General features: G+C 61.1%; 20 protein-coding genes. 10 read left to right on the top strand and 10 right to left on the bottom strand.

Annotated elements, in window-relative coordinates; all coding sequences use genetic code 11:
* Positions 1-25: 25 nt before the first annotated feature.
* Together HU730_RS00470 and HU730_RS00465 are read right to left on the bottom strand one after the other, a co-directional pair.
* Positions 26-1,174: a TDT family transporter gene (locus HU730_RS00470; protein WP_034127234.1), complete on the bottom strand. Its 1,149-nt coding sequence runs from the start codon at positions 1,172-1,174 to the stop codon at positions 26-28.
* Positions 1,175-1,284: 110 nt separating this feature from the next.
* Positions 1,285-2,472, bottom strand: a complete 1,188-nt coding sequence (locus HU730_RS00465; RefSeq protein WP_186527880.1) for an MFS transporter — start codon at positions 2,470-2,472, stop codon at positions 1,285-1,287.
* A gap of 91 nt (positions 2,473-2,563) precedes the next feature.
* Between HU730_RS00465 and HU730_RS00460 the strand changes: the two genes are divergently transcribed.
* Positions 2,564-3,103 (top strand): TetR/AcrR family transcriptional regulator, encoded by a 540-nt coding sequence (locus HU730_RS00460; protein ID WP_089042723.1) that lies wholly within the window; start codon positions 2,564-2,566, stop codon positions 3,101-3,103.
* Between the two features lie 174 nt (positions 3,104-3,277).
* Here the strand turns inward: HU730_RS00460 and HU730_RS00455 are convergent, their stop codons facing one another.
* From HU730_RS00455 to HU730_RS00440, 4 genes are all read right to left on the bottom strand, one after another.
* Positions 3,278-4,057 (bottom strand): ABC transporter permease, encoded by a 780-nt coding sequence (locus tag HU730_RS00455; RefSeq protein WP_005786689.1) that lies wholly within the window; start codon positions 4,055-4,057, stop codon positions 3,278-3,280.
* Positions 4,054-4,986 carry an ABC transporter ATP-binding protein gene (locus HU730_RS00450; protein WP_186527879.1) on the bottom strand — a complete coding sequence of 311 codons (933 nt, stop codon included), beginning with the start codon at positions 4,984-4,986 and terminating at the stop codon, positions 4,054-4,056. The genes HU730_RS00455 and HU730_RS00450 overlap by 4 nt, the downstream gene beginning before the upstream one ends.
* Positions 4,987-5,121: 135 nt before the next feature.
* Positions 5,122-5,739 (bottom strand): glutathione S-transferase, encoded by a 618-nt coding sequence (locus HU730_RS00445; RefSeq protein ID WP_032892575.1) that lies wholly within the window; start codon positions 5,737-5,739, stop codon positions 5,122-5,124.
* 56 nt (positions 5,740-5,795) lie between these two features.
* The gene (locus tag HU730_RS00440; RefSeq protein ID WP_054897863.1) at positions 5,796-6,455 is read right to left on the bottom strand and encodes a transglutaminase family protein; all 660 of its coding nucleotides are present in this window, start codon (positions 6,453-6,455) and stop codon (positions 5,796-5,798) included.
* A 190-nt stretch (positions 6,456-6,645) separates the two neighbouring features.
* Here HU730_RS00440 and HU730_RS00435 point away from each other — a divergent pair, with 190 nt between their 5' ends.
* Together HU730_RS00435 and HU730_RS00430 are read left to right on the top strand one after the other, a co-directional pair.
* Entirely contained in the window at positions 6,646-9,093 is a 2,448-nt protein-coding gene (locus HU730_RS00435; RefSeq protein ID WP_186527878.1) for an acyl-CoA dehydrogenase, read from the top strand.
* Positions 9,094-9,168: 75 nt separating this feature from the next.
* Entirely contained in the window at positions 9,169-9,576 is a 408-nt protein-coding gene (locus tag HU730_RS00430) for a PA2817 family protein (protein ID WP_003190109.1), read from the top strand.
* A 138-nt stretch (positions 9,577-9,714) separates the two neighbouring features.
* On the opposite strand, the gene HU730_RS00425 is transcribed toward HU730_RS00430, so the two are convergent.
* Positions 9,715-10,647 (bottom strand): LysR family transcriptional regulator, encoded by a 933-nt coding sequence (locus HU730_RS00425; RefSeq protein WP_186527877.1) that lies wholly within the window; start codon positions 10,645-10,647, stop codon positions 9,715-9,717.
* An 89-nt stretch (positions 10,648-10,736) separates the two neighbouring features.
* Here HU730_RS00425 and HU730_RS00420 point away from each other — a divergent pair, with 89 nt between their 5' ends.
* A complete protein-coding gene (locus HU730_RS00420; RefSeq protein WP_034127270.1) occupies positions 10,737-11,378 on the top strand; it encodes a serine-tRNA(Ala) deacylase AlaX in 642 nt (213 codons plus the stop codon).
* A 90-nt stretch (positions 11,379-11,468) separates the two neighbouring features.
* Here the strand turns inward: HU730_RS00420 and HU730_RS00415 are convergent, their stop codons facing one another.
* Positions 11,469-13,040, bottom strand: a complete 1,572-nt coding sequence (locus HU730_RS00415; protein WP_186527876.1) for an alkaline phosphatase D family protein — start codon at positions 13,038-13,040, stop codon at positions 11,469-11,471.
* On the bottom strand, positions 13,037-13,591 hold the full coding sequence (locus HU730_RS00410; protein WP_186527875.1) for a GNAT family protein: 555 nt from the start codon (positions 13,589-13,591) through the stop codon (positions 13,037-13,039). Before HU730_RS00410 ends, HU730_RS00415 begins: the two co-directional genes overlap by 4 nt.
* Before the next feature lie 190 nt (positions 13,592-13,781).
* On the opposite strand from HU730_RS00410, the gene HU730_RS00405 reads away from it, so the two are divergent.
* The 6 genes from HU730_RS00405 to HU730_RS00380 all read left to right on the top strand — a co-directional run bounded on the left by HU730_RS00405 (position 13,782) and on the right by HU730_RS00380 (position 21,012).
* The gene (locus HU730_RS00405; RefSeq protein WP_014717774.1) at positions 13,782-14,189 is read left to right on the top strand and encodes a biopolymer transporter ExbD; all 408 of its coding nucleotides are present in this window, start codon (positions 13,782-13,784) and stop codon (positions 14,187-14,189) included.
* 2 nt (positions 14,190-14,191) lie between these two features.
* Positions 14,192-14,920 (top strand): energy transducer TonB, encoded by a 729-nt coding sequence (locus HU730_RS00400; protein ID WP_054921700.1) that lies wholly within the window; start codon positions 14,192-14,194, stop codon positions 14,918-14,920.
* A 24-nt stretch (positions 14,921-14,944) separates the two neighbouring features.
* Positions 14,945-17,230 carry a TonB-dependent receptor gene (locus tag HU730_RS00395; protein ID WP_034127226.1) on the top strand — a complete coding sequence of 762 codons (2,286 nt, stop codon included), beginning with the start codon at positions 14,945-14,947 and terminating at the stop codon, positions 17,228-17,230.
* Positions 17,231-17,255: 25 nt separating this feature from the next.
* Positions 17,256-17,903, top strand: a complete 648-nt coding sequence (locus HU730_RS00390) for a MotA/TolQ/ExbB proton channel family protein (RefSeq protein ID WP_186527874.1) — start codon at positions 17,256-17,258, stop codon at positions 17,901-17,903.
* A 56-nt stretch (positions 17,904-17,959) separates the two neighbouring features.
* Positions 17,960-19,177 (top strand): phospholipase D-like domain-containing protein, encoded by a 1,218-nt coding sequence (locus HU730_RS00385; protein ID WP_054897854.1) that lies wholly within the window; start codon positions 17,960-17,962, stop codon positions 19,175-19,177.
* A 95-nt stretch (positions 19,178-19,272) separates the two neighbouring features.
* Positions 19,273-21,012 (top strand): dipeptidase, encoded by a 1,740-nt coding sequence (locus tag HU730_RS00380; RefSeq protein ID WP_127881408.1) that lies wholly within the window; start codon positions 19,273-19,275, stop codon positions 21,010-21,012.
* A 182-nt stretch (positions 21,013-21,194) separates the two neighbouring features.
* Here the strand turns inward: HU730_RS00380 and HU730_RS00375 are convergent, their stop codons facing one another.
* A complete protein-coding gene (locus tag HU730_RS00375; RefSeq protein WP_186527873.1) occupies positions 21,195-22,856 on the bottom strand; it encodes a M24 family metallopeptidase in 1,662 nt (553 codons plus the stop codon).
* Between the last annotated feature and the right edge of the window lie 76 nt (positions 22,857-22,932).

Here is a 22,932-nt window from a genome sequence, read left to right as displayed (position 1 = left end):
AGGCCACGACTTTACCTAATCCTGCTTACTTATTCGCTAGCCCGGCAATACAAGGCGAAACAAAAAGCTCGCCTTTATAAGCGCCCTGCACGGTGCGCTTGGCCACGATCAGCCACATCAGCGCCAGCGCAACCACCAGCACACTGCCAAACACACTGAAAAACGCCAGCTGTAACAGGCTCGCCAATTTAAGCGTGGCCAAGGCGTAAACCCCCAATGGGAAGGTGAAGCCCCACCAACCCAGGTTGAACGGGATACCGGCGCGCAGGTAACGCAGGGTGATCAACACCGCAATCAACATCCACCACAAGCCGAAGCCCCACAGGGTGATGCCCGCAATCAGGCCCAGGCCGTGGGCCATTTCACCGACACTGGCCAGGCCATTGGTGGCAAAGATCGCGGGGGCATCCGTACCGAGCAGCAACATGCCCAGGGCACCGGTACCGATCGGGCCCAGGGCCAACCAGCTCGACGCGGCCATATTGGCGTGAGGCAACTTATGCAAGGCCATGCGCAGCATCAGGATGGTCAGGATGCTGAACGCTACCGGCAGGGAAAACGCCCACAGCACGTAGCTGGTCACCAACATCACCAGTTGCGAATGGGCATCGGCCAAGTGCGGCGCGAGCAAGCCGCCGCTGGCCGCCGCCACTTCGGCCGCCACCACGGGCAACAGCCAGACGGCGGTCATCTGGTCGATGCTGTGCTCCTGGCGCGTGAACATCATGAACGGGATCAGTACGCCGCAGGCCAGGGACATGGCGACGTCCAGCCACCACAAGGCCTCGGCCAACGGGATCACATCACCGCCCCAGCGCGGCAGGCCGAACAGCAGCAAGCCGTTGAGAATGGTCGCCAGCCCCATGGGGATGGTGCCGAAGAACATCGAGACCGTTGAGTGCCCGAAGATGCGTCGCGCCTCGTGGAAAAACATCACCCAGCGGGCGGCATACAGCACGCTGAACAGCACAAACAAGCCGATAGTGAACAGCCACAGGCCCTCGGCGACGGCATGCAAGCCGGGCAGGTTGACTGGCAGCTGGGCCAAGGCCAGGGCCAGCACACCGGTGCCCATGGTCGCGGCAAACCAGTTCGGGGTGAACTGGCGAATCACTTCCCGGGGACGGGCCAGGTGACTGAAGGGTTTGTAGCGGTGAGTGGTCGAGCAGGTCATGGTTAATCCTCTTCCTCATATGAGGTTGAGGCCATGATAGAACCTGATCGAATATCTATATAACGGGTAATATCTCTAACTGTTATCTGTTTTATCTATATTAACCACGTTTATGCCCTCGCCTTTGCTGGCGCCGAGTCCCGCCACCACAACCCACCAAGGGCCCCGAGAGACAGCAAGATAAGCACCGCACCGTAGCCGTCCGTGGTCGCGACCAGGCCAAACACGCGGCTCAGGTTACCCGCCAACAACGCCGGCACGCAGAACGCCAGGTAACTCAATACATAGAACGCCGACATCAGGCCCGCCCGCTCATGGGGCAACGCCAGGCCCACGATGCTGCGCACACTGCCCATGAAGCCGCCGCCGAACCCCAGGCCTGCGATCACACTGGCGACAAAGAACAGCCACAGGCTGGCGATGTTTACGGCAACCAGCAGCAACCCCACGCCCACGGCCAGCAGTGCAGCCGACACGCGCATGACCCTGTCAGCCGCGTGGTTGCGCAGGCTGTAGATCATCACCGCGCCGCTCAAGGTCACCACCGCCACCAGCCCGCCGCCGATCAAGTGCGAGGTCGACCCGGTGGCGACACGCACCAACGACGGTGCCAACGAGGAAAAAAACCCACCCAGCGCCCACACGGCCACATTCAATGGCATCGCCAACCACAACGCGCGGCGCGCCTGCGGCGGCACATGCAGGGTTGGCGCCAGGGACTTCAAGGCGCCGGGTATGCGGCTGACCGTTTCAGGCAGGCGCCAGATATACAGAGCCTGTAACACCATCAAGGCCAGCAGGGTGTAGTAGATCAATTGGGTTGGCCACGGCGCGAACTCCACCAGCAGCCCGCTGCCCAGGCCACCACTGGCCATGCCGAGCATCGGTGCAAGGCTGTTGAGCATCGGGCCGCGGACGCGGTCGGTATCGAGCAGCGTCGCACTCAATACCGCTGTGGCAGTGCCAGTCGCGAAGCCCTGCAGCGCGCGGGCGGCCAGCAGGCAGGCGGTGCTGTCCGCGTTGATAAACAGCAGCATCGCCACACTATTGAGCAGCAGCGCGACGAAGATCACCGGCTTGCGCCCCAGGTAATCCGAGAGCGACCCCACCGTCAGCAGGGCCGCCAGCAGGCTCACGGCATAGACACCAAAGATGGCCGTGAGCATGGCCGCCGAAAAATGCAGGTGGTCTTGATACACCTGGTACAAGGGCGTCGGCGCGCTGGAGGCGGCGAGAAAGGTCAGCACCGTGATCACTAGAAAAGCCAGACTGGACCGCTGAGAGATGACACTGGACATGGGCACGCTCCGCTAAAGCTAATATTTTGCTTTTGCGCAGTGTGCTATTCGCTGGCGCTTAAAGCAAATTCTTTGTGTTAAGGTCTTGCCCATGGCGATCAAAGAAGGCCTCCGCCCGGGGGGCCGCAGTGCCCGGGTACAGGAATCCGTCCACAGGGCGGTGCGCGAATTGCTGGAAGCCCATGAGCGTTCCAGCGTCACCGTGCCGATGATTGCGGCATGTGCAGGCGTCACGCCGTCGACCATTTACCGGCGCTGGGGCGATCTGTCAGTACTGCTCGCCGACGTCGCCCTGGCCCGTATGCGCCCCGATACCGAACCGGCCAACACCGGCAGCCTGCGTGGCGACCTGCAAGCCTGGGCCGAGCAATACCTGGATGAGATGAGTTCGGACGTAGGCCGCAACATGATGCGCGACGTGCAAAGCAGCCCGACGCCAGGGTATTGCGTGAGCATCCTGAGTGGGCAGTTGCAGGTGATTGTTGACCGCTACCCGCAGGAACAGCCGCCGAGCGTTGACCATCTGATCAACCTGCTCGCCGCACCGACGGTGTTTCGTATTCTGTTTTCGGCCCAGCCTTTGGCGGTAGAAGAACTGCATGCCCTGATCGAACTGGCACTGAAAATCTAAGGCACGTGCGCCGACCAGAATGTGGGAGCTGGCTTGCCTGCGATGCAGACACCTCCGTACACCCGTCAAGCGAAGTCGATACCATCGCAGGCAAGCCAGCTCCCACATTTGTTCTGTGTGCATCCAATAAAAAACGGCCTCTGATGAGGCCGTTTTGTTATTTCCAATCCCACATCATGTACGCATCCCACGCCCACTCACCAGCAACCGCGCACAACCGATATACAGCACCACGGTCGCAACGATCATAAAGGTGATCGCCACACTGATCTTGATATCCGACACGCCCAGAATGCCGTAGCGGAAGGCGTTGACCATGTGCAGCACCGGGTTGGCCAGGGACACCGTCTGCCAGAACGGCGGCAGCAAGGTGATGGAGTAAAACACCCCGCCCAGGTAGGTCAGCGGCGTGAGCACGAAGGTCGGGATGATGGAAATATCATCGAAGTTGCGTGCGAACACGGCGTTGATAAAGCCCAGCAGCGAGAAGATCGTCGCCGTCAGCACCACCACCAGAATAGTGACACCCAGGTGATGCACCTGCAGGTGGGTAAAGAACAGGGACAGCAGCGTCACAATCACTCCCACCATCAGGCCACGCAACACGCCGCCCAGGGTGTAGCCGATGAGGATGGTGTGCGGTGACACCGGCGAGACCATCAGCTCTTCGATGGAGCGCTGGAACTTGCTGCCAAAGAAACTCGACACCACGTTGCCATAGGAGTTGGTGATCACCGACATCATGATCAGGCCCGGCACGATGTATTCCATGTAGGTGAAGCCACCCATGTCGCCGATCTGCCGGCCGATCAGGTTACCGAAGATCACAAAGTACAGGACCATGGTGATCGCCGGTGGCAGCAGGGTCTGCGGCCAGATCCGGGTAAAGCGCTTCACTTCGCGATAAACAATGGTTTGCAGCGCGACAAGGTTGGGTTGCAGTTCGGAACTCATACCGCCACCTTCGCCAGATTTTTCTCCACCAGGGACACGAACAACTCCTCAAGGCGATTGGTTTTATTACGCAGGCTCAGCACTTCGATGTTCTGAGTCGCCAACTGGGTGAACAGCGCGGTGATGCCCATGGCCTTATCCACCTGCACCTCCAGGGTGTGGCTGTCCACCAGCCGGCTTGGATAGCCGAGCAACTGCGGCGCCACCGACAGGTTGCTCTTCAGGTCGAGCAGGAAGGTTTCCACATGCAACTGGCCCAGCAGGTTGCGCATGCTGGTGTTCTCGACAATGGTGCCGTGGTCGATGATGCCGATGTTGCGGCACAACTGCTCAGCCTCTTCCAGATAGTGGGTGGTGAGGATGATGGTGATGCCCTTCTCGTTCAGTTCGGTGAGGAAGGTCCACATCGAGCGGCGCAGCTCGATATCCACGCCGGCTGTAGGTTCGTCGAGGATCAATAGGCGCGGCTCATGCACCAAGGCGCGGGCGATCATCAGGCGTCGCTTCATGCCACCGGACAGCGAGCGCGAAGGTACGTCACGCTTGTCCCACAGGCCCAGTTGGGTCAGGTACTGCTCGGCGCGTTCCTTGGCGACTTTCGCCGGAATGCCGTAGTAGCCGGCCTGGGTCACGACAATGTCGAAGGTCTTTTCGAACTGGTTGAAATTGAATTCCTGGGGCACCACGCCAATGGAGCGCTTGAGCGCTGCCGGGGATTTGTCCAGGTCATGGCCGAAGATATTCACCGTGCCGCTGGTCTTGTTGACCAGGGTGGAGAGAATGCCGATGGTGGTGGATTTGCCGGCACCGTTGGGGCCGAGCAAGGCGAAGAAGTCACCTTCGGCAACGTCCAGATCGATACCACTCAGGGCCTGGAAACCGTTGCCGTAGGTTTTGGTTAGCTGCCGGATGGACAGAGCGGAACTCATATGGAAGTACGCACCAAAGAAGGGAATAGAAAGAATAGATGAAGGCACACCGCAGGTAGTTCAACCTGCGATGCAGTGCGAGCATGGTGCTTGCCCATGCCGCACAAGTACAGTCACCCGTATTAATAGTGTGTATTAAGTCAACGCGGTCATCACCGCCTTGCGGTAGGCCGGGCGCTGCTGCAGGCGCTGGTACCAGGCCTCCAGATGGGGCATGGCAGGGCGTTCGATGGGCATCTCGAACCAGGCGTAGATGAAGCAGCCCAAGGGAATATCGCCCATGCCGAACGCCTGGCCGGACAGGTAGGGTTGCTCGGCGAGGGCTTGTTCGACGGTTTTGAGCGCGTCGATACAGGCTTGGCGCCCGGCATTGATGCTGTCCCAGTTTTGCTGGTCAGCCGGGGTGCGCACGATGCCCCAGAACACCGCTTTGAACGGATCGGCGAGCGTGGAAGTGGTCCAGTCCATCCACTTTTCGGCGTTGGCCCGGGCTTGCAGGTCGCTGGGGTAAAAGTCCGATGCCTGCTTGGCGCACAGGTAACGCACGATGGTGTTGGATTCCCACAGCACAAAGTCGCCATCTTCGATCACCGGCACCCGGCCATTGGGGTTCATGGCCCGGTATTGCGGGGTATCGACCACACCAAAAGCCCCGCCCGCATCAATTGCTTCATAGTCCAGGCCGAGTTCCTCGGCGCACCACAGTGCTTTCCTGACGTTTGATGAATTTTTACGACCCCAGATCTTCAGCATGACCGCGCCTTATCGTTGATGAACATGGCTTGATGAACGCAGCAGCATACGCCGGTTCAGCCGCGGCTTAAATCGCCCTGCATATCGCCGAGCAAGGTGGGCGCATCGTCGCCAAACAGGTGCGGGTAGCACTGGCGGATATGCCCGAAGAAAAATGCTTCGGGCACGTCAGCAAATTGCCCGTGGTCCACCACGTACTCCATAGAACGCTGGCCCTGGCGATTGAACGCGTGGAACACGCTGTCGTGCAGCCCATCGAATTCCAACGGCGGCACGTCGAACACTTCGCACAGTTGCTGGTTGAACGCCGGAGTGGCCTTGACCCAGCGGCCGTTCAGGTAAAGCTCGGTATAACCGTGCATGGCGAACACGTCACTTTTGAGCAGAGCGAGCAGTCGCGGTGTGGACAGGTGGTTGCGCACGTCCGCCAGGCCAATGCGTGCGGGAATGCCGCAGTGGCGCGCGCAAGCGGCGAGCAACGTAGCTTTGGGCACACAGTAGCTTTCGCCGGCCGCCAGGGCGAAGCTGGCGCTCAAGGTGTTGGGGTCACGGCTGAAGGTATAGGGGTTGTAGCGAATGGCCTCACGCACCGCGTAGTAAAGACTGACTGCCTGGTCACTTAAATCCGGGCGGGTTCCGCGATGTTTCTCGGCGAACTCCACCACCACAGGGTGGTCACTATCGATGAAGCGGCTGGGACTCAAGTACGTATTCATGAGCTTGATCTCCGAGGGGAGCCTGGAGTTTAACCACCAGGCCTGCCAGAGAGATAACGACGATTCGGCCAAATGCCGGCGCCGGCTGATGGGTTGCCCAGTACACCTTGTTACACCCTGATCACCCGGCTTGTTCGGATGCCGACTAAGCTCCCTGGTGGTTTCGCCCCTGGTTCACGGAGGATTGAATATGCTGTTGTTGTGGATACTGGTGCTGGTGGTCGGCATTGCCTACCTGGCACACCGCCGTACTGCCCCCCTGCCCGCCCTGGGTGTGGTCGCCGTCTACCTGCTGGCGATGGGCGCCTGGAGCCACGCACCGGGTTGGCTGCTGCTGATCTTCTGGGTACTCCTGGCCGTGGTGGCCGCGCCTTTGCTGCTGCCTGACCTGCGCCGCCAATACTTCACCAAGCCGCTGTTCAGCTGGTTCCAGAAAGTGCTGCCGCCGATGTCCGAGACCGAGCGCGATGCGATTGATGCCGGTACCGTGTGGTGGGATGGCGAGCTGTTCAGTGGCCGCCCGGACTGGGACAAATTGCTGGCCTACCCCAAGGCGCAATTGACCGAGGAAGAGCAGGCGTTCATCGACGGCCCCACCGAAGAACTCTGCGCCATGGTCAGCGACTGGGAAATCGGCCAGGCCATGGACCTGCCGCCGCAAGCCTGGGAACACATCAAGACCCATGGCTTCTTCGCCCTGATCATTCCCAAGGAGTACGGTGGCAAGGGCTTCTCCGCCTATGCCCACTCCCAGGTCGCCATGAAACTCGCGACCCGCAGCGGTGACCTGGCCTCCACCGTGATGGTCCCCAACTCCCTCGGCCCCGCCGAACTGCTGCTGCACTACGGCACCGAGGAACAGCGCAATCATTACCTGCCGCGCCTGGCCCGTGGCGACGACATCCCGTGCTTCGCCCTCACCGGCCCGCTGGCCGGCTCCGATGCGGGCGCCATGCCCGACACCGGCGTGATCTGCAAAGGCGAATGGCAGGGCAAGGAAACCCTCGGCCTGCGCCTGAACTGGGAAAAGCGCTACATCACCCTCGGCCCGGTCGCGACCCTGCTCGGTCTGGCCTTCAAGGCTCATGACCCAGACCACCTGCTGGGTGAGGAAGAGGACCTGGGCATCAGCCTCGCGTTGATTCCTACCGACACCCCTGGCGTGGAAATCGGCCGTCGTCACCTGCCGCTTGGCGCCGCCTTCATGAACGGCCCCAACTCCGGCAAGGATGTGTTCATCCCCCTGGAATACCTGATCGGTGGCCAGGAAATGCTCGGCAAGGGCTGGATGATGCTGATGAACTGCCTGTCGGTCGGCCGTTCGATCTCGCTGCCCGCCGTCGGCACCGGCGCCGCCAAGTTCACCAGCCTGGTGACCGGGCAATACGCCCAGGTGCGCGAACAGTTCAACGTACCGCTGTCGGCCTTCGAAGGCATCCAGGAAGCCCTGGCACGCATCGGTGGCAACGCCTGGCTGATGGACAGCGCGCGCATGCTCACCGCCAACGCCGTGGACCTGGGCGAGAAGCCGTCGGTGTTGTCGGCGATCCTCAAGTATCACCTGACCGAACGCGGCCGTGAGTGCATCAGCCACGCCATGGACGTGCACGGCGGCAAGGGCATCATCATGGGCCCCAACAACTACCTGGGCCGCAACTGGCAGGGCGCACCGATCTTCATCACCGTGGAAGGCGCGAATATCCTTTCGCGTAACCTGATGATCTTCGGCCAGGGCGCGATTCGCTGCCACCCCTTCGTGCTCAAGGAAATGGCCCTGGCCGGCCGCGAAGACCATGACCAGGCGTTGAAGGAATTCGACGGCCTGCTGATGCAACACATCGGCTTCGCCGTCAGCAACGCCGCCAGCACCCTGGTGCTGAACCTGGGCTTCGGGCACTTCGAAAAAGCCCCGGGCAACCGTTTGAGCCAGGGCTACTTCCGTGCCCTGAACCGCCAGGCGGCTGCGTTTGCCCTGCTGGCCGACCTGAGCATGATGTTGCTGGGTGGCGAGCTCAAGCGCCGCGAACGCTTGTCCGCTCGCCTGGGTGATGTGCTCAGCCACATGTACCTGGCGTCGGCGGCGCTCAAGCGTTATCACGACCTGGACTCGCCGGACCATCTGGAGCCGCTGTTTGCCTGGGCCATGGAAGAAAGCCTGGGCGAATCGGAACGCGCGTTGGATGAGCTGCTGAGCAACTTCCCGAACAAGGTGCTGGGCTGCCTGTTGCGGGTGATCGTGTTCCCATTCGGGCGTCGTCATACCGGGCCGTCCGACGCGCTGGATGCCAAAGTGGCAGCCGTGATCGGCCGCGCCAAAGGCGACCCGACCCTGGAAGAATTGCTGGCCGGCTGTTATCGCCCGCAATCAGCAGAAGATCCCGTGGGCGCCCTGCAACATGCCTACGACCTGCTCGGTGCCAGCCACCCCTTGCAGAAAAAACTCCACAGCGCGCTCAAAAGCGGCCAGGTCAAGCCGGCTGCCGGCGAGCATGCCATCGACGCGGCCCTGCAGGCCGGCGTGCTGCAACCGGCCGAGGCACAAACCTTGCGCGATGCCGAGGCTGCGCGACGCAAGGTGATCGACGTGGATGATTTCAGCAAGGAAGAGCTGATGCAGGCAGAAGGTAAAGTCCGCTGAGTCGAGCGGTCATATAAAAACGGGCGCGAGAGGCTTATACTCTCGCGCCCGTTTTTGCTTTAGAGGCCTTATCTCGTGTCCAACGTCGTTGCCGATCATCTTGTCTTGCTCGACCACTTGCGCAGCATCCTGGTTGCCGTCGGCGAAGCCGAACAGGTACCCGAGGAAAGCCACTCGCTGTTCCTGGAGCGTTTCGACGAACTGCGCGCCCTGTTGCCAATCGACCCGATCGAAAGCCAGTACCTGGGCCAGGACCTGATGAGCCAGGTCATCCTGCGCTACCCGCAAATCGCCCACCTGGTGCCCCGTGACCTGCTGTGGTTCTTTGGCGGCGACTGCCTGCACTTCATGCCCGACGAAGAACTGGACCTGTACCAGGCCCTGGAAGAACGTCGCTATGAAGCCGAACAGAACGACGAACCGTTCGACTGGAACCAGGAAAAACAGCTGCTGGCCATGCCTCAGGACCAGAGCAAGCACTGACAACTATGCTCGTTCCTACGCTCTGCGTGGGAACCTATCCTGTGACGCTCTGCGTCACCCGTGCACAGGCATAAAGGCAGGACGCGGAGCGTCCAGGTGGCATTCCCACGCAGAGCGTGGGAACGAGCAACCGCGCTCCTACCGTCGGCGCAGCGTGGGCTCCCTGGCCATGCACTCCACCAGATAATCGATAAACACCCGCAACTTCGGCGGCAGGTAACGTGTGGGCGAATGCAGCAACCACGCCTCGCCATGGTACGACGCAATAAAATCCCACCCCGGCAACACCTGCACCAAATCTCCTGCTTCCAATGCGTGCCGCGCGGTGAAATACGGCAAGCTGGCAATCCCGACATGCTGCAACGCAGCCTCGAGTCGCACCCCGGTGTGGTTCGCCGCATACCGGCCGCGTACGCCGACCGTTACCGCCTTGCCAGCCTGGCGAAACTTCCAGCGTGAATCTCCCGGTGTCTCACCCAGATAGATGCAACTGTGCCCGAGCAGATCATGGGGATGGCTCGGTGTACCGTGCTCGGCCAGGTACTGCGGCGTCGCGCACAGCAAATGTTCGATGGGCAACAGTTGGCGCCCGACCAAACCTGGCGGTGGGCTGTCGGTGATGCGGATGCTCAAGTCGACGTTGTCGTCGATCAAATCCACATGCCTGTCTTCCAGGATCAATTGCACATCCACCTTGGGATAGCGCCGCAAAAATTCCGGCATATGCGGGTGCACCACAAATCGCCCCACCGCCTTGGGCACACTGACCCGCACCAGCCCCTCGGCTTCAGGGGTAAATTGCCCACTGATTTCCATCACCGAGCGCGCCGCATTGACCATCTCCTGGCAACGCTTGAACACCTCCTCGCCGCCCTCGCTCAGGCGCAGCTTGCGCGTGGTGCGTTGCAGCAGGCGCGTGGCCAGGGCTTGTTCCAGGCGCGAGATGCTGCGGCTCACCGCCGAAGGTGAAACGCTGAGTTGCCGCGCCGCTTCGGAGAAGCTGCCGGTTTCCACGACCTTGACGAAAATCGCCATTTCACCCAATAGCGGCAAAGGAAGATTGATGCTCATGACGCACAGATCCATTGATAATTGAGCGGATTATCACTCATCTGCGCACTATTTATACTGCCCACAGAACCCTGATGCGGATGTAGATGATGACCGAGCGCCTGTTTTTTACCCACGACCACCTGACGGCCGAGCTGGAAGTGCTCAGTTGCACCCCGTACGAAGAGCAATTCGCCGTGATTGTGCAGTCGACCATTTTCCATCCCCAAGGCGGAGGCCAGCCGTCCGACACCGGCTGGCTCGGCGACAGCCAGGTGCTGCGAGTCATGCAGGAAGCCGAACAGGTGGTGCACTACGTCGACCGACCTCTGGAGCCCGGTCTCGTCGTTGCACGAGTCGACGCACAGCGGCGCGCCTTGCATACGCGTCTGCATTCGGCGGGGCACTTGATTGGCAATGCCGGCGAACGCCTGGGCTGGATGCCGATCAAGGCCCACCATTGGCCCGGCGAAGGCAAGATCACTTTTATCCGTGGCGAGACCGCGCAAGACATGGATGCGCAGGCGCTCCAGCAGTGGGTCAACACATGGATCGCCGCCGACTATTCCCGCCATATGACGCTGGAAGACGGCACCCGCGAAGTCGGCTTCGGCGAATTACCGGCGTACGCCTGTGGCGGTACGCATGTTCAAGCGTTGAGCGAACTGGGCCAGGTAACGATCCTGGCGTTGTCGGAGAAAAAAGGCGCGCTCTCGGTGCGCTACAGCCTCGCTGATACCCTGACACTGTAGGAGCGAGCTTGCTCGCGAAGACCGTTAACGATAACGCGGGATACCTGATTCTCATCGGCGCCCTTTGGTTTTTCGCGAGCAAGCTCGCTCCTACAGGGCCACGCTCGGCTGGTCCGATTCATTGATGAACGACTTCAACGTCGACACCGTCGCCGCCGGGTCACGCGGGTCGCTGATCGCACGAAAATTCGTCAACATGGTGTTGGCCGCCAACTCCACCGACACATACCCACGCTGGCGACTGTCGAAAAACTTCACATGGGGGTTGAGCGGCATGATCTTCATGAACGCGTCGTAGGGAGGGCCATCTGAGGTGACCGACGAGCCGACGAACTCGGTGGCGACCACCGCCGAGTCTGGCCTGTCGGCGTCGAGATGCAGGTCGGTGGCCCAGAACGAATGTATATCCCCTCCCCAGAACACCGGGTTCTTCACGCGATTGCGCACGATCGACGCCAGCATCCGTGAGCGGTTCGCCATGTAGCCATCCCAACCATCGGTCCAGCGGCCAAGCTTATGGTTGGTCAAGTCACGCTGCATCAGCGGCGCCACCAGCAAATCCTGGGCGATGACATTCCACTGCGCACTGGACTGGGCAAACCCCTGGTCCAGCCAAGACTCTTGCTGCCAGCCGAGCAACGTGCGGCCAGGGTCACGCAGGTCGCTGCAAGGGGTGGTGACAATATGCCCTTGGTGGCTGCCATTGGCCGCGATGCAGGGTTGCTCGGAACGGTACTGGCGACCGTCGAGCACATGAAAACGCGCGAGCCGCCCATAGTCCAGGCGCCGGTAGATGCGCATGTCCGGCCCCTTCGGCACGCTGCTGGCACGCAGGGGCATGTGTTCATAAAACGCCTGGTACGCCGCGGCCCGTTGCTTGAGAAACTGCGCCACCGCCACCTTCGGGTCCTGGGACCAGCGGTTGGCGTAGTCATTCTGTACTTCGTGGTCGTCCCAGGTTACGACGCTGGGAGCCGCGGCGTGCAGGGCCTGCAGGTCTGGATCAGTCTTGTACAGTGCGTAGCGGTTGCGGTAATCACTCAGGCTTTGCGCATTGCCGCTGCCGTGCGAACGAAACACCTTGCCCGACTCCGCAGCATAGGAACTGTCGTAGATGTAATCACCGAGGAAAAACACCAGGTCCGGCTGCTCGGCGGCAAGGTGTCGGTAGGCGCTGAAATAGCCACGTTCCCAGTGCGAGCAGGACACAAACCCCAGCCGGGCCGAGGCCATGGCCTGCAGCGGCGGCATCGTGCGCGACTGGCCCACCGGGCTCTGCGCACCGAGCCCTTCAAACTGGTACCAATACGGCCGATCCGCCGCCAGCCCCGCCACTTCGACATGCACTGCGTGAGCGAAACGCGGCGTCGCCAGTACTTCGCCCTGCTTCACAATGCGCGTCATCGCCGCATCGCTGGCCACCCGCCAACGCAGCGGCACCGAGCGACTCAGGCCGCCACGGCCATCCGCGGCGTTGAACAACGGCGCCAGGCGCGTCCAGATCACAAAGCCATCTGGCAACGGGTCACCGGAAGCCACGCCGAGGGTGAACGGATAATCCACCCCGGCACTGCGCGCAAACGGGCTGAGAATCGAAAACGCGCTCGCGACCGCCAGCCCGCCGAGGACCCGGCGCCGGCCATGGTCCACTTCGCCGCTCACAGGCAGCGCTCTAAGTCGTCGCGCACGGTGGCAAACCCGAGCAAGTCCTCATACACGCCGTTCTTTAAAAACGCCTGGCGCATGCAGCCTTCATAACGCAGGCCGATCTTTTCCATGACCCGCGCCGATTCCTTGTTGCGCGCGAAACACTGGCTGCCCACGCGCTGCAACCCTAGCGCCTCGAACCCGAAGTCCATCACCGCACTCGCCGCTTCCGCCGCATACCCCTGGTTACGGCAGTGCGCCGCCACCCAGCCACCCAAGTGCCCATAGTGATGCCGAGCATTGATACGCAGGCTGACCATGCCGACCAATTCGTCAGTGCTGCGCACATGCATCCCCAGGTTCAGCAGTTCACCAGTGCGGTACTTGTCGGCGGCCCCGACAATAAAATCCTGGGCGGTTTCCAGGGTGTAGGGCGCTGGAATGTTCGCCGTGTTGTCGGCAATTTTCGGCCCGTTGGCAAGCGTGAAAAGCACCTGCGCCTGATGCATTTGCAGGGCGCGCAACAGCAGTCGCGGGGTCGTCAATTGAGGCAATGCAGTAGGCATGGAGGCCGGCTCTCAAGATAAATTTCTCAAGCATGGATGCCCCGAGTGTCAGTTTCATTACGCCCGAAAACTGACCGGTAAGTTTTCTGAAAGACGCGTCCTAGAGCCTCTAAACGGTCAATTAAAGTTAACCAATCGGTCATTTTTGGCTGTTAGCGTTTTGCCCCTAATTCAATGACGGGGTAACGGAATGAGAACCTGGGACGAACCCAAGAAACGCAAGGCGCACATCGAGCTGATCCCGATGATCGACGTGATGATGTTCCTGCTGGTGTTTTTCGTACTGGTGAGCCTGAACGTGATTCCCGCGCTCGGCATGAAGACCCAATTGCCCAGCGCCAGCAGTTCGCAGCAGCTCAAGCCGCAAAACAAATTCATCCTCACCCTGGGCCTGGAAGGCCAGTTGCAACTGGACGGCAAGGACCTGACGGTGGAGGCCCTGGTGCCGGCGCTGAAGGCTGCCGAAAAGCCCGATACCAAGTCGACGATCATCGTCAACAGCGACAAAGGCGTGGAGGTTTCGCGCCTGGTGGAAGTGATGGACACCCTGCGCCTGGGTGGCTTCACCTCCGTGTCCATCGCCACGCGTAAGTCCTGATCATGTACGTTCTGTTTCGTGCGCGTCAGCTGCTGGGCAGTGTCCCGGCCCTGATCGCCCTGGTGCTGATTGCACTGGGTATCCAGTCCCAGACGTTGAAGGTCGAGCCGGTGTATGACGAGTCGGCGGTCGAATTGGCCTTGGTTGAGCCGGAACCGGAAGTCATACCGGAACCGGTGGTGGAGCAAGAACCGCCACCGCCGGTGATCGAAGAGGAAGAGGCCGAGCCGGCGCCCCCGCCGCCACCGCCCAAGCCGCTGCCAAAACCCGAACCCAAGCCAAAGCCAAAACCTGTGCCCAAGCCTGCGCCCGTGGTCGCCAAGCCCGTGCCGACGCCGCCACCGGTGGCCGCCAAGCCAGCCCCGGCCGCCGTCACCCAAGCGGCACCGACGCCAGCCCCACCGGCGCCACCGAAGGTCGATGGCCAGGCCCTGGAAAGCGGTTACCTCAAAGGCTTGCGCAACGAACTGGACACCTACAAGCAGTACCCCACCGGGCGCCAGGCGTCCCTCGAACGCCCGAGCGGCGAGGTGGTGGTGTGGCTGTTGGTAGACCGTCAGGGCCGCGTCCTCGACTCAGGTTTACAAACCCAGGCCTCGAGCATGTTGCTCAACCGGGCAGCCACCAACAGCTTGCGTCGCATCAAGCAAGTCAAACCGTTCCCCGAGCAAGCCTTCGGGGGGCGCAATGAGCAGCGCTTCACCGCCACCTTCAACTACAGCGTGCAATAAGCACCCGACACCAGGACGACAGTGATGAAGTTCACCCGTATTCATCTGGCACTTGTGGCCGCGACCAGCATGAGCCAGGGACTGGTCATGGCAGAGACCAGCGACAGTGATGTCGGCACCATTGGGGTACAAGGCAAGGCGACCGCCGGGGGCGGTTACATGGTGCCGGAGGAAAGCATCAAGGGCCGCTCCACGGTGACCAAGGAAGCACTGGATAAACAGGCGGCCACCGGCAATGCCATCGACAAGCTCAAGTACACCCCGGGCTTGAACATCTCCAGTGAAGACAACACCGGCCTGTCGGGCTTTCGCTTCACCATGCGCGGCATGAACTCCGACCAGGTGGGCATGTCGGTGGACGGCATGCCGATCAACGACTCCGGCAACTACGCGCTGTACTCCAACCTGCTGGGCGACCCGGAAAACATCGACCAGATCTTCGTCACCCAGGGCGCTTCGGAATCCGACGGCCCGCACATTGGTTCCAGCGGCGGCAACATTGGCATCGTGACCATTCGCCCGACCAAGGAAACCGGCGCCTTCGTCAAACAGGTCGTCGGCAGCAATGCCACGCGCAAGACTTTTGCCCGCCTCAATACCGGCGAAATCAACGGCCTGAGCAACTGGCTGTCGGTGTCCCATACCGAAGGTGAGATGTGGCGCGGTTCGGGCGCAGTACGCGCGGACAAGGTGGAGTGGAACAGCTTTTTCGACGCTGGCAATGGCAACACCGCCAACCTGATCCTCAAGTACCACGAGCAGGACAACAACAGTTACAGCCAGTTGACCAAGGCGCAGTTCCAGCAATATGGCCGCAAGTACGACCCTTATCCGGCAACACCCAGCGTGGGCAGCAACGGCAAGTACAACAGCTATTACGCCCTGGCGCAGAACCCGTTCCAGACGTTCACCGCCGTGCTCAACACCCAGTTCAAACTGGCCGATAACCTCGCACTGTCGGTGATCCCGTATTACTACTGGGGCAATGGCAGCGGCGTCGGTTCATCCAGCTATGCCCTCAACCGTGGCTCCAACCAGGGCGGTGTGTTCGACCTCGGCAACCTGCCCACGGCCGCCCAATACAACGCCGACGGCACACCCAACAGCGGCGTGTACTACCGCCCTTCACGCACGCAAACCTGGCGTCCGGGTATCACCACCAAGCTGACCTGGGACCTTGGCGACCACAGCCTGCAATTCGGTTACTGGTACGAGCGCGCACGCCAGAGCCAGACCCAGCCGTTCATTCCGCTCAAGAGCAACGGCAAGCCAGTGGATACCTGGCCAGATTCCAACAGCGCCATCGTCGATGCCAACGGCAACACCGTGCAGGGTCGCGACCGTTTCACCGTGACGCCAGCGCAAAAGGTCTGGGCCCAGGACACCTGGTACATCAACCCGGACTGGACCCTCATCGCAGGCCTGGCCTACATGAACGTCGAGCGTGAAGGCACCAACCACGGCAGCCTCAACGAACGCCCGGAAAAACGTAACCAGACCTACAACAAACTGCTGCCCAACGCCGGCCTGAAATACCAGCTGGACGAGCGTGACCAGTTGTTCTACAGCCTGTCGCGCAACATGCGGGTACCGCAGAACTACGTGCTCTACGACAAAGGCGCCGGCTCGATCGACGCCGAACCGGAAACCAGCTGGAACCACGAACTGGGCTGGCGCTACAGCGGCGACGATATGAACCTGGCCGCCACCCTGTTCTACATGGACTTCAAGAACCGCCAGGTTTCGTCCCGGGACATCAACGGTGACTTTGCCGACATCAACGCCGGCTCCGTGGTCAACAAAGGCCTGGAGCTGGAGTGGAGCGGCCAGTTGCCCCACCACTTCAATTACTACACCTCCTACACCTACACCAAGGCCGAGCAGCAGGATGACCTGACCGTCTACAACGCCGGCAAACCCATCGTGCTGCCCACCAGTGGCAAGCAGTTCGCCAACGTGCCCAAGAACATGCTGGCGGCCAACATCGGGTATGACGACGGGCGCTTCTACGGCACCTTCGGTGGCAAGTACACCAGCAAGCTCTACGGCGACCTGACCAACGACGAGGCGATTTCCGGTCGCACCGTGTTCAACCTCGGCGCCGGTATTTACCTGCCGGTGGACAAGAAAGTGGTCAAGGACGCGACCCTGCGCCTGAACGTCGACAACCTGTTCGACAAGAAATACCTGGACGGCGTGTACACCACCAAGACCAACGCGGCCAGCTACAGCGGTTTCCGCGATGGCGACCCTGCGTACATCGTCGGCCTGGACCGTACCGTCACGGTTTCGCTGGAAGCGAATTTCTAAGACTCACCCCAAGAGGAACACCATCATGGATATGAACCTGCTCCACGACGTCACTTTCTATGTGATGTACGCGGCGATGGCCATTGCGATCTTCATCGCCATCGAACGCGGCATCTACTTCGCCTACGTACGCCGCCAAGCACGCGCATTGATCGACGCCCTGGGCGCCAATGTGCACGGCGAGCGTGACCTGCCGGACAACCTGACCCGTCGCGACAGCCTGCCGCTGAACATGATCTTGCCGGTGCTGGCCCAGAAGGCGACCCACGGTTCGCGCAAGGACCTGGACGACGAAATCGATACCCAATACCTGAAGACCCGCGCCCCACTGGCCCGCAGCCTGTGGATCATCGAGACCATCACCACCGCCGCCCCACTGCTGGGCCTGCTGGGCACCATTCTCGGCATCATCGACACCTTCAAGGCGCTGGCCACCGCGGGCGTATCGGACCCAGGGCAGATTTCCGGTGGTATCGGGACGGCCTTGTTTGCCACGGGATTAGGTATCGCCATCGCGCTTTTTTGCGTGGTGTTCCACAACTTCTTCCAGGACAGCCTGGAGCGCATCAACGACCAGTTGAAGATCCTGTTGATCCGCACCGCCACCGGCGCCCGCGCACAGGATGAAGTGACTCATCGCGTGCCCACCCCGCTGCACAGCCGCACAGCCTGACCTGCAGGGCGGGCGCCTTGGGCGCTCGCCTTTACCTTTGGTGCGATGAGACGCTTATGTCCCTTTCGATAAAGTTGCGTATTGCCGGCCTGACCGGCTTGCTCCTCAGTCCGCTGGCCCAGGCGGACTTTTCCATTCCAGGTTTTGAATTGGTGCATACCGTGCCTGTGGACACCGCCCTGGGCACCGACGATTTGCGCCAGCCCGGCCCGGTATGGATCGAGCTGTTCGACGGCGCCAAAAGCCACATTGATATCGGCCAGTTCTACGCCGCGGACCACCCTGGCTCGGTGATGAACAGCGTGCTTGAACACCTGGAAGCCGCCGGCAAACGCGGCGTGAAGATTCGTTTCCTGCTCGAAGAAAAAGGCATCAAGCTGTCGGATGCCGCCACCCTGGAACGCTTGCGCGCCATTCCCAACCTGACCTTGCGCGTGCTGCCCTACGGGCAACTGAGCGGCGGCATCATCCACGCCAAGTACCTGCTGGTGGATGGCAAGCAGGCGTTTGTCGGCAGTCAGAATTTCGACTGGCGCGCCTTGGAACATATCCACGAAACCGGGCTGCGGATCACTGACGAAACGGTGGTGGGCCAGGTGCAGGCGATCTTCGAGCAAGACTGGCAAGCCCAGGCAGCGCTGGAGGGTAAACAACCGGTGCCGCTACCCGCCAGCGGCCCTGCACCCGCACGTACCGGCAACTACCTGGTGGCCAGCCCGCAACGCTACAACCCGCCCGGCGTGGGCGACTCACAGCTGGAACTGCCGCGCCTGCTGGGCGAAGCCCAAAAAGAGGTGCGCGTGCAATTGCTCGACTACGCGCCGCTGTCCTACGGACCGGATCGAACCCGACCGTACTACGCGGTGATCGACAACGCCGTGCGCGCCGCCGCAGCCCGTGGCGTGTCGATCAAACTGATGGTGTCCAACTGGAATACCGACCCGCTGGAACTGCCCTATCTCAAGAGCCTGGTGGTGCTGCCCAATATTGAGATCAAGATCGTCACCCTGCCCGAAGCCAAGCAAGGCTTTATCCCTTATGCGCGGGTGATACACAGCAAAACCATGGAGATCGACGGGCAAGTGGCGTGGGTCGGCACCAGCAATTGGTTGGGCGGCTACCTGGATAATTCGCGCAATCTGGAGGTGGTGATGCGCAGTGAGGCGATGGCCAGGCGTGTAGGCCAGTTGCATGAACAACTGTGGGATGGGCCTTACGCTAGAGCCTTGAGCGTGACGCAAGAGTATCCCGCGCCCCACCCTGGCCAGCATTGACCTTGGGCACCTGAGTAATGGTAGTGTGTGGAAATGTTTCTGTCTCTTCCGTCAGAAATCTCCTACTCACTACCTGCAAAGGAATGCCTTCAACCATGCACTTTCCACTTAAGCAATTGGCGGTTGCCACCCTGTTCGCCGCCAGCCTTTCGGCCGTCGCCACGCCCGCATTCGCCAACATCAGCGCGGACCAGAGCACGGCAATCCTGAAGCAGTTCAACGAGACCTCGGTTACCGATTTCCGCGGTTTCCTCGGCACTCTGGCCCAGGGCGAGCTGGGCAAAGCGGCCGACACCGGCCCGGCTATCAGCGCGTTTGTGGGCAACAAACCCCTGAGCGCCGAGCAACAGAACGAGATCAATCGCCTGCTGGGCATTTACACCCGCGTTAAATATGGCAAAGCCGCGCTCGAAACCCTGCGTGAACTGGTGGAAGTCCCGACGTTCAACGTAGACGGTCTGCCACAGTACAAAAACCCGGAATTCCTCAAGATTGCCGCAAAGATCGAGGCCCTGGCCAAGTCCTTCAACCTGAACTTCCGTAACGTCGACAACCGCGTGTACGAAATTTCCCTGGAAGGCAGCGGTGATGAAGTCGTGGGTGTGCACGCCCATGCCGATGTGGTGCCCGTTACCCCGGAAAACTGGGTGCTGCAAGACGGTACCAAACTCGACCCGTTCAAGGTCACGCTGATTGGCGACCGCATGTATGGCCGCGGTACCGAGGATGACAAGAACGGCATCGTGGTGGCGATGTACGCCATGAAAGTGATCAAGGAAGAAAAACTGCCACTGGCGCGCACGTTCAAACTGCTGGTAGACACCACTGAAGAAACCGCCGGTGATGCCATTCCTTACTACTTCGAACGCAACCCCGTGCCGCAATACAACCTGGCGCTGGATGGCGGTTACCCGGTGGTGATCGCCGAAAAAGGCTCGGGTACCGTGATGGCCACCTTCCCGGTGCGCAAGGGCGAAGGCAAAGGCGCAGAAATCATCGCGATGACCGGCGGCAAGGCGAACAACCAGATTCCATCGGCCTCGGTGGCCACCCTGGTCAGCGACACCCCCGCCGAACTGGCCGCCAGCCTGCAACAGGCCGGTGCCGACTATGCCAAGCGCAACGGTGGCGACTTCCAAGTGACGGCCAAGGTCGATGGCAAGGACGTCAAACTCACGGTTACCGGCGTATCCGCTCACTCTTCCGAGCCTGAAACCGGGGTCAACCCGGTGGCGCGCATGCTGGACCTGATCCACAGCCTCGACGGCAAGGTCGCCCTCCAGCACAACCACATCACCGATGCCGCGCGCTATGCCGCCGACAACTGGGGCCTGGATTACCTGGGCGGCAAATTGGGTGTGGGCTACGCGGATGATTTCATGGGGCCGTTGACCACCTCGCTGACGTTTGTGGGGCAGGATGACAAAGCCTTCAAACTGGCCGTGAACCTGCGCGCACCGAAAGGTAAAACCCCGGAGGCGCTCAAGGCGCAAATCGAGCAGAAGCTGAACGCCTGGGACAAGAACGCCAAGGTCAACGTGAGCTTCACTTACTCGCTGGACACGCCGATGTACCGCAACCCTGAAGGCGAATGGGTAAAAGCCTTGCTGGCAGTGGCCACTGAAAACCTGGGCATGGCGCACAAATTCGGCACCTCGGCCGGCGCAACCTCGGTGCACGACCTGCCCAACGGCGTGCAATTCGGCCTGGCCCGCCCGGAAGAGAAGTACACCGGGCACACCGACAGCGAATTCAAAACCGTCGACCAGTTCCTGCTGGACCTGCAGATCGTCACTGAAATGATGGGCCGCGTCGGGCAGTTGCCGAAGCTCTGACCCATCTGGTACCCAAGCGAGGCGGCGAAGGCAACGGCACAGGCACCCTCTTCAGCGCCTGAGCCACCGCTTTCGCAGCCTCGCTAAAGCTCGACAGCTCCCACAGGGGATCGGCGGTGTGGGTGAGATCTCGCTTTGCAGGGCCATCGCGTCAAACACGACTCGGCAACAATGACAGCTCTTCAGCCTTGCAACATCAGCATGTCTTCAAAGAACCCCCCCACCGGCTCAGTGGGATGGCACAGCTGGATCTCCAATACCCAGGCCATTTCACTCGGTGGGATCTCCAGGTCAGCCAACTCCTTGCTTTCGAACAATGCATGGGGAAAATCCGCAAGGCGGTGCCCCGCCAGGTTGCGCGCCAGCCTCCAGCCCTTTGACGCAGCGCTCTGCTCGGCGAAGTCGTAGAGCTCACGCCCGGTCAGACCACGCAGCCACGCCTGGCGTGTTTCATCGAAGACTTCATGCAAGGCCGTCGTACAGGCCTGGTGCAACGGCCCATCGCCAAACACAAACGTATCGCCATAGTCGCCTTCGTAGCCATCCCACACCGGGCCAAGATCGACCACGGCAATGTCATTAGCGCGCAGCCTGCGCTGACGATCAATACCCTCGCGCGGTGGGCGCACAGTGTCGGCGCCAAAACGAATGTAGGTCGGATGCCAAGTGTGCGAAGCGCCCATGGCCTGCAGTTGCCTCGCGGCCATCTCAAGGGCCTCGCCGGTGGTCATGCCGACTTTCAACTGGCTGGCAATCGCCGCCAGGGCACGTATGGATTTTTCCCGCGCCGCCAGCATGCCGTCCAAGGAATAACGCGGGCCGACTTTCTCCCACACCGGGTCAAACGATAGGGAGACTGCTCCAGCACTTGACCGACCACTGGCGACAAACGCCTCCGCGATAAACCGGTGGCTGGGCAACCCCGCTTCAAGGCAGTGGATGCGTACCTGGCCGAGCATTGCACCGTTGCCGCACGCATAGACCTGGGCCTGTTCCCACTGATGCCCATGACTCATTGCAACCTCCTGAACCCTGCCCTCGGAGGACCGCACGGGATGCCAGCGAAAACGGGGATGCTCAAGCATCAGGTGGTCGAGGAAAGCGCTGTCATAAAAGTCTGCCGATTGCGCGCCGCCCCAATACAACGTCACGTCGGCATCGCGCTTGAGCGCGGTCAGCAAGATAGGCTTGATGCCCGCGTAACCAGTACCCGTAGCGAATAGCACCACGGGCGCCGCCTCATCGTCCTGCCAGGTACAGGCACCAAACGGCCCTTCCACGTGCAGACGCTCACCCACGGCGAGACCCCCCAGGATACCCTCGGAAAAATACCCGCCACTCACCCGGCGAATCTGGAAGACCAAGCGCCCATCGTCCTCATCGGGCAGGTTGGCAATCGAGAAGCAGCGCGTATCACCGTCCGCCAGGTGGAACTTGAGGTATTGGCCAGCCCGCACCGCCACTGGGGTTTCGGGCATCAATACCAACTCGATCACATCGGGGCCCAGCGCACGCTTGCTGTGAACCTGCGCCGCCACTACCAGCGCGGGTGTATCCAGCGACCAGCCGGGAATATGCAGGCGCATGTCGCCACAGGCGTGGCTCTGGCATAACAACATCTCATTGGCTGCCAAAAGATAAGAAGGCTGCGGCGCACCCGGCGCCAGGCGTTTGGCCCGGTACGCACCTTCGGCGACCACCACCTTGCACGAACCGCAGGCGCCACGGCGGCAGGAGAACGGCACGGCCAGGCCACTGGCGAGCATGGCGTCGAGCAAGAGTTCATCGCCCGCTTCAAAGCTTTTCCCCGAGGGCGACAGTTCGATGACATGACGTTTATTCATAAAGACCTCGGGATAAGTAAGGCTTGATTGTTGCGCTAGACTAGGCCCATTAAAACCTCCAGATTTGGATACTTCA

Origin of the sequence: Pseudomonas sp. SWRI22, assembly GCF_014268395.2 — a bacterium.
Taxonomy (GTDB): domain Bacteria; phylum Pseudomonadota; class Gammaproteobacteria; order Pseudomonadales; family Pseudomonadaceae; genus Aquipseudomonas; species Aquipseudomonas paracarnis.
Note: the sequence above shows the minus strand (reverse complement) of the source record. Positions and strands in the feature narration are given on the sequence as shown.

Coding starts and splice junctions, on each gene's coding strand:
- HU730_RS00390 (WP_186527874.1), top strand. CDS start 17,256: ATGGATATGAACCTGCTCCACGACGTCACTTTCTATGTGATGTACGCG.
- HU730_RS00445 (WP_032892575.1), bottom strand. CDS start 5,739: ATGCTGAAGATCTGGGGTCGTAAAAATTCATCAAACGTCAGGAAAGCA.
- HU730_RS00380 (WP_127881408.1), top strand. CDS start 19,273: ATGCACTTTCCACTTAAGCAATTGGCGGTTGCCACCCTGTTCGCCGCC.
- HU730_RS00400 (WP_054921700.1), top strand. CDS start 14,192: ATGTACGTTCTGTTTCGTGCGCGTCAGCTGCTGGGCAGTGTCCCGGCC.
- HU730_RS00450 (WP_186527879.1), bottom strand. CDS start 4,986: ATGAGTTCCGCTCTGTCCATCCGGCAGCTAACCAAAACCTACGGCAAC.
- HU730_RS00470 (WP_034127234.1), bottom strand. CDS start 1,174: ATGACCTGCTCGACCACTCACCGCTACAAACCCTTCAGTCACCTGGCC.
- HU730_RS00385 (WP_054897854.1), top strand. CDS start 17,960: ATGTCCCTTTCGATAAAGTTGCGTATTGCCGGCCTGACCGGCTTGCTC.
- HU730_RS00405 (WP_014717774.1), top strand. CDS start 13,782: ATGAGAACCTGGGACGAACCCAAGAAACGCAAGGCGCACATCGAGCTG.
- HU730_RS00395 (WP_034127226.1), top strand. CDS start 14,945: ATGAAGTTCACCCGTATTCATCTGGCACTTGTGGCCGCGACCAGCATG.
- HU730_RS00455 (WP_005786689.1), bottom strand. CDS start 4,057: ATGAGTTCCGAACTGCAACCCAACCTTGTCGCGCTGCAAACCATTGTT.
- HU730_RS00440 (WP_054897863.1), bottom strand. CDS start 6,455: ATGAATACGTACTTGAGTCCCAGCCGCTTCATCGATAGTGACCACCCT.
- HU730_RS00465 (WP_186527880.1), bottom strand. CDS start 2,472: ATGTCCAGTGTCATCTCTCAGCGGTCCAGTCTGGCTTTTCTAGTGATC.
- HU730_RS00425 (WP_186527877.1), bottom strand. CDS start 10,647: ATGAGCATCAATCTTCCTTTGCCGCTATTGGGTGAAATGGCGATTTTC.
- HU730_RS00420 (WP_034127270.1), top strand. CDS start 10,737: ATGACCGAGCGCCTGTTTTTTACCCACGACCACCTGACGGCCGAGCTG.
- HU730_RS00375 (WP_186527873.1), bottom strand. CDS start 22,856: ATGAATAAACGTCATGTCATCGAACTGTCGCCCTCGGGGAAAAGCTTT.
- HU730_RS00460 (WP_089042723.1), top strand. CDS start 2,564: ATGGCGATCAAAGAAGGCCTCCGCCCGGGGGGCCGCAGTGCCCGGGTA.
- HU730_RS00410 (WP_186527875.1), bottom strand. CDS start 13,591: ATGCCTACTGCATTGCCTCAATTGACGACCCCGCGACTGCTGTTGCGC.
- HU730_RS00435 (WP_186527878.1), top strand. CDS start 6,646: ATGCTGTTGTTGTGGATACTGGTGCTGGTGGTCGGCATTGCCTACCTG.